Source organism: Clostridium sp. B9, from assembly GCF_050509515.1.
Lineage (GTDB): Bacteria > Bacillota > Clostridia > Clostridiales > Clostridiaceae > Sarcina.
Window position 1 is genome coordinate 1 of record NZ_JBNWKA010000009.1, and the last position, 6,559, is coordinate 6,559.

8 protein-coding genes are annotated in these 6,559 nt (G+C 26.4%); all 8 read left to right on the top strand.

The window, feature by feature from the left end; genetic code table 11:
- Positions 1-711: hypothetical protein (locus tag ACQZHJ_RS18900; RefSeq protein ID WP_430487048.1), on the top strand; the 711-nt coding region annotated here is incomplete at its 5' end.
- A 326-nt stretch (positions 712-1,037) separates the two neighbouring features.
- A complete protein-coding gene (locus ACQZHJ_RS18905; protein WP_430487049.1) occupies positions 1,038-1,445 on the top strand; it encodes a DNA-binding protein in 408 nt (135 codons plus the stop codon).
- A gap of 227 nt (positions 1,446-1,672) precedes the next feature.
- Positions 1,673-2,245, top strand: coding sequence for a recombinase family protein (locus ACQZHJ_RS18910; protein WP_430487050.1), 573 nt, complete (start codon positions 1,673-1,675; stop codon positions 2,243-2,245).
- Positions 2,246-2,668: 423 nt separating this feature from the next.
- The gene (locus ACQZHJ_RS18915) at positions 2,669-3,235 is read left to right on the top strand and encodes a PBECR4 domain-containing protein (RefSeq protein ID WP_430487051.1); all 567 of its coding nucleotides are present in this window, start codon (positions 2,669-2,671) and stop codon (positions 3,233-3,235) included.
- Between the two features lie 139 nt (positions 3,236-3,374).
- A complete protein-coding gene (locus tag ACQZHJ_RS18920; protein WP_430487052.1) occupies positions 3,375-3,884 on the top strand; it encodes a hypothetical protein in 510 nt (169 codons plus the stop codon).
- Positions 3,885-3,902: 18 nt separating this feature from the next.
- The gene (locus tag ACQZHJ_RS18925; RefSeq protein ID WP_430487053.1) at positions 3,903-4,262 is read left to right on the top strand and encodes a hypothetical protein; all 360 of its coding nucleotides are present in this window, start codon (positions 3,903-3,905) and stop codon (positions 4,260-4,262) included.
- Positions 4,263-4,569: 307 nt separating this feature from the next.
- Positions 4,570-4,725, top strand: a complete 156-nt coding sequence (locus ACQZHJ_RS18930) for a hypothetical protein (protein WP_430487054.1) — start codon at positions 4,570-4,572, stop codon at positions 4,723-4,725.
- A gap of 116 nt (positions 4,726-4,841) precedes the next feature.
- Positions 4,842-6,209: a helix-turn-helix domain-containing protein gene (locus tag ACQZHJ_RS18935; protein WP_430487055.1), complete on the top strand. Its 1,368-nt coding sequence runs from the start codon at positions 4,842-4,844 to the stop codon at positions 6,207-6,209.
- Positions 6,210-6,559: the final 350 nt, after the last annotated feature.

The following is a 6,559-nucleotide window of genomic DNA, read 5'->3' on the forward strand; positions in this document are numbered from 1 at the left end:
TATTCTATGAATAAAAAATCAATATCTTTATTATTAGCAACTTCTTTTATGGCTAGTATTGCCTTTAATGCTAATAGTTTTAAAATTGTACAAGCAAAAGAGTTAAGTTCAATTGAAGAAAATTCATCAATTAATTCTAAGCTTACTGAAGAAAATATATTGGATTTATTGAATAAATATAATTTGGATTATGAAATTATAGAAAATGAAGGTGATTTAGAGACAGATAATATAGTTTCTTTAGAGGATTTGGAATGTAAAATATTGGAATGCCAAAGAGAACCATCTGAAATTGACTTAACAAGTCCTAGTTCAGAAAATATAACTTATTACAATGAACTATCGCCTAGAGGTATGGCTTCTCCAAGAGCTATAACAACTTTAACTCATGTCCAAGAAATAAGTAATGGGTTAAAAATAAAATATTCTGTATCAGGGAATTGGTATTCAAAGGGTAGAGATAAATTTTGGAGTTCAGCTACAAGTTCATCAATAACTCAAGCTTATAGTAATGGATTTAAAAAGTTGGGGAATGTTAGAAAAAGAACTGCTCAAGTAACTCATTATGGTAGAACGATAACTTTAAGTTATGAATATATAATTGATCATTACATAACTGTTCCTATTCCAGGAGTAAGTAATGTTATAAAAGTTCATAGTCATTCTCAAACAGTTAGAGGAAATCAATATTTCCATGCTTCTAGTATATAGGTGATTTTGTAATGAATTTAATTTTTGATGTTATTAAAATATTATTGATTATATTTTCAATACCTGTAGTAATATTTTTAATAAAAACATTGAAATTTTTAATAAGAAAATTATTAAGTTTATTTAAAAATTAGCAATTATATAGGGTAACAAAAGGGGTAACAAAATGGATTTAATAAGTCATTTTGTTACCCCTAAAATTTTATGTTTTAATGTCAGGACATTTATCAAAATATTATTAGGGAATCCTAAGATCTTTAGAGGAGAAATGTATATATTATAGAATATTAAACTTATTCAACTTATGGTTTAAAGGGGGTTAATATATGTTATATACAGTAGAGCAAGTGTCTAAGGAACTTAACATAAGTAAACAAGCTATATATAAACAACTAAAGAAAGAAGAGTTTAAACAATATATCACTATAGAAAAAGGCATTAAACATATTAATGCAGAGGGTTTAAATTATTTAAAGGGAATTGAACCAAAGGATTTATTGATTAAACAACAGGTTGAAGAAATTGAAAGGCTAAGAGCTGATAATAAAAGACTAATGATATTACTTGAACAACAGAATCAAATTATATTAAATAGCCAAGAGCTACAGAAAAAGGCTTTAAGTAATACAGAGCTTTTACTACTGGAGAAAAGAGAAGAGCTTAAAAGAAGAAAGGAAGAGTTTAATAAACAGAATAATAAATGGTTTAATTGGTTTAAATTTAGATTTAATTGAGAAGAGGTAACTTTAAAAGCCCTCTTTTTTTATTAAGAATTATAAGAGATTAAAGAGTTAAGTTTTTTTAGTATCAAAAACGAATGTTTTTGAAACGATTTTATACACTACCTAAATAAGCCATTAATTAAGTATCAAAATGCATCAAAAAAGGTATCAAATTCTATTTATATTATGAAACATTTATGATACAATTTAATCAATGAAACGGATAGGAAGTGTTGATTATGTTAATTGGATATGCAAGAGTAAGCACAGAGGAGCAAAATTTAGATAGACAAATAGATATGCTAGTTAATTATGGAGTTGATAAGAGAAATATATATCAAGAGAAAATAACTGGTACTAAGGCAGATAGAGAACAGTTAAACAAAATGATTGAGGAGCTACAAGAAAATGATATTGTTGTTATTGCAGATTTAACAAGGGTATCAAGAAGTACCAAAGACTTATTAAATATCATTGATAGGATAAAAGATAAGGGAGCTAGTATAAAAAGTATAAAAGATACTTGGTTAGATACTACAAGTGATAATCCATATAATAGCTTTTTATTAACTGTAATGAGTGGACTATCTCAATTAGAAAGGGATTTAATAAGCCAAAGAACAAAAGAGGGTTTAGCAAGTGCAAAAGCTAGAGGGAGAAATGGTGGAAGACCATCAAAGAGAAATAATAAAGCTGATACAGTTGGATTATTATATAAAGAGAGATATAAGATAGTTGATATAGTAAAACAAACTGGACTAAGTAGAGCCACAGTATATAGGACTTTAAAAGATTTAGGATTAAAAGAATAAGTTTTAATAAGTGTATTCAAATTTTGCGTACCATCTTCTCATATAAAAAAGGATTCTAAGAGCGAATATACATTTGCGAATTTATTTCAATTATAATATATTACAAGTAATATTACATGTTGCAATTTAGTTAAACTAAGGCAATTAAGCAGAATTTTGATAATTGACAAATTCTAAAGTTGTATCATATAATGAATTTGTAAGACAAAGTCTTATCATTCTGTGAAGTATATTCTTATTCAGCGAGTTTATATGGAGATACATTACAGGTTTGTGTATAGCCTGTTGCTGAATAGAGCTTGGCTCGAAAAAAAAAATACACCTTTAAAAAGATAAGTAAAACTCTGGTTTAGATAGCCAGAGCTTTTTTTTTGATATATTGATATAATGAATAGAGAAGTATTTATTTTGAAAGGGTAAACAATGGATAAGATATCAAAGTCAATAATGATTTATGAGGGATTAATGAATAAAAAGTATATATATGAGCTTTTGAATGGTGATCGTTTAGAAGTAGTTTTTAAAAAAGAAAATTTTCCTCATGTAATAGGACTACATAAACTTACAGATATTATAGAGTTTAATAGATTAAATAATAAAAGAATCAAAGGAAATAAAGTATATAATATGGTTAAAGGTAAGGAAATTAAAGAGGAAATTATATTAAATAGTCCAAACTATGAAAAGATAGAGTTAAGAATAGATAATTTCTATAGAATTAATGACTTAGTATTTAATAGGGTTATTTATGATTTTGATAGAACTAAGATAAGAACATATATTAAAGCTGATTTAGTACTATATACGGTTCAAAATGGTATGTATATTCATTTATTTTTAGTAAAGGATAAGTTTGCTAAGTATGTACCTATGACGTTTATAGTAGAAACAAGTGATAGATATATAAAAGGTCAAAAAGATTTTCCTATAACTAAATTAACAATACAAGAAAAAAATAAAGATATAAAAATATATGACTATATAAAATGAGGTTGCATCATAAGTTTGGTGTGACCTCATTTTATATCAAAAAGATTATGTATTTATAAAGTGGTTTCGATTTATTGTATTACAAGTAATATTACATATGGTATTATTGTAATATACCAATTTAATTTAAGGGGGAATTATGGAGCTTTTAAAGTTAGATATAGAAGAGCTTGTTAATACAATTAATAAAGCTTTAGAAGATGATAAAGAGCTTAGTGTTAATAAATGGTGTGATAAGGTTGGAATTAAACAAAGCACCTTAAAGAGTAAATTAAGTAGAGGTAAATATATCTACAATTCAAAACTAAGGAGCTATAGTAAAAAAGATATTATAAGTAATATTACAGAGGTTGAGCCAGTAATAAAGCAAGATAAAGAAAAGGTTATTAATAGTATTGCAATAGATAAAATTGATATAGACAAGTTAAATTTATTATTAAATAACCTAGATGATATATTAAAATTGATTTCAAATAAAGATATTACAAGTAATATTACTATAGATAATAAGGAAACTACTGTTAAGACATTAAGAGTTAATACAGAGCTTTACAATAAAGTTAGAAATAAGGCAGCAAAAGAAAACAAGACCATAGGAAGTATATTAAATAAAGCTTTGTTAGATTATTTAAATAAATATGGAGAGTAAGAAGGGGGCAATAAGAAAATGAGTAAGGAAGTTAAAAAGGAAAAAAATCCGCCAATATGGGCAAAGTTAAGTAGTAGTATGTCATATTATTTAAGAACTTGTGATATGACTTTAAGTGATAATGAGATATTAGATGACTATTTATATTTTGCTTTTGCAGAAAGTGAGATAGAAGGTAATCTAATATATCTTAATAAGCAAACAAGAGAATGGGTTGAAATAGATAAACCTCTTCAAGAAAGAATTAAAAATACTTTTATTGAAAGACTTGAAAAGAAAAGAGTAAAAGAGAATAAACCATATGTGGCTATTGAAGAGCTTGAGGAAGAAGAGAAAAAGCCATATATAAATAATGTAATTGAGTTTAAAAAGAGATAAAAAGTTTTAAATAGGTATTGAATTTTGTCAGACATAAGTATATGATTAATTTGTTAGACAAAAGGAGGCGAGAAAAATAGAAACTCCTAAAAAGATAGGCAGACCGACTAATAATCCTAAAAGTACAGATAGAATAACTGTAAGGTTAGATGATGATTGTAGTTCTATATTAGAAGAGTATTGTAAACAAGAGAATATAGAAAAATCAGAAGGAATTAGAAGAGGAATAAAAATGCTTAGAAACAAATAAAAAAAAGGTCGTAACCACAAAGGGTAACAACCTACTCGCAATATGATTATACCCTTTGTGATTGTACCTATATATGTTAAATATAATTCAGATGAAGAGGAATTAATCGATTTAAAAAGGGATATAATAAGCGATATTTTAGCTATAGATGATATGAATGTATTGGGTAACTTAGTAAAATTAACATCACATATAAGATTTAAGACAACTTAATTAAATCAATTTAAAAGGGGAAGGACATAAAGTCTAACCCCTTTACTTACATAAAGATATAAAATTATGTAAAAGTTAGATATAATAAATCTATATGAGTAGAAAGGAGGGGAAAAATGGGGGCAATTTTAAAAAAAAAATTGAATTATAAGAACTATAACAGACAAAGTGTAAAAGAGATTACAGAGTTATTTACATACATCTATGTAAATAATGATGAGTGCTTTATAAGAGTATTAAATAAAGGCAAAGGATTAACTAAATCATATCCTATAAGTACTTTAAAAGATCCTATAAAGGTTAATGCAATATTTAATTCACTAGGTAAAGAAGATATATTTGTGTCTTTAAATTCATTCAGAACCATGAAAAGTGGGACAAGGAATAATTTGTTTTGTATTAATGCAATAGCTGTTGATGTGGATTACAAGAATAAAAAGGTATTTAAAGACCTAGATTCTAAACAAGTAATTAATTTACTTGAATTAGATATATTTGACCAAGCGATACCAATGCCTAACTTGATAGAGTATGGAAATCAAATAAGGTTAATTTATACTGTAGAACCTTGTTACATACCGAAGTATAGAGATAATGTGGTTGTATTAGCACAACGGATAAGCGAAGTGTTTGCATATGAATTAAAAGACTATGGAGCAGAAAAGCAGAACATAGAGAGCTATTATAGGCTGCCTAAAAGTATAAATAGTAAAAATGGAGCAGAGGTTAACTTCTTAGCTTATGATAATACAATAAGATATACATTAAGGGAACTACAGGAGCTATGGCTTGATGAACTTCCAAAGTGGTATAAAAGACGAAAAGGAAGAACTAAAGACAAAAAGAAAGTAGTTAAGTTACATAATGTATATACGTTAAATTGTAATAGACTTAGGGACTTAGAAAAGATACAAGCTTATTTAAACTCAATGAATGAAACTAATTTAAGAGCTAGACTATGCTTTTTATATAGGAATTTCTATTTGATTAAAGAGAAGTATCAAAAGGGAGCATTAACTAAAGAGGACTTTGAGAATGCAGAAAAGGAAATGTTAAGGTTTAATAATAACTTTAATGAGCCTTATAGAAATCATGTTATAGAAGTAAATACAAGGAGTGTAAATCACACACAATATTTATATAAAAGTGAAACTCTTATAAACTTCTTAGAGCTAACATGGGAGCTATGTGAAGAGATAGGACTAGAGGGAATATATAAGCCTAAGACACAGTCAGAGTGGAATAAAGATTATTATAAGAAAAATGATAAAAAGTTAATTGAGAATGAAAAAGCAAAGTATAAGAATAAGCTTAAAGTACAAGGTAAGTTAACTAAAAAAGAAGAAGTTAGTCAAAGGAGGGCAAAAATAAAAGACCTTTTGGAGCAAGGTCTTACACAAAAAGATATATATAAATTACTAAATATATCTAAACGTACATGTATAAATGACGTTAAATACTTAAAAGAGCAAGGTTTAATATAACCTTGTTCTTTTTGTATTATAACAACTATTTAAAATTAAAACAAGGAGTATAAAATTAATTGACTTATTTTTATAGGTGCAATTTTTTTTTAAGAGCTATATGGGGGAACTTATTTGTTGTTCTGTGTAGGTCTTAGTTTAACTCTCTTCCACTCCTTATATTTACTAGGTTTTTAGGAAATTTTTTTTACTTATTTTAGTTTATATAAAACATTAGAGTTTTTATAGTAGTTCCCCTTTATTTTTTGGCGTAGCTATGAAAGTAAAAAATATTTTATTAAAGTTTATTATAAATATTTAATTATTTATAGGGCGTAAAATGATAGCATATGTGTCGCAAAGTGGGATTA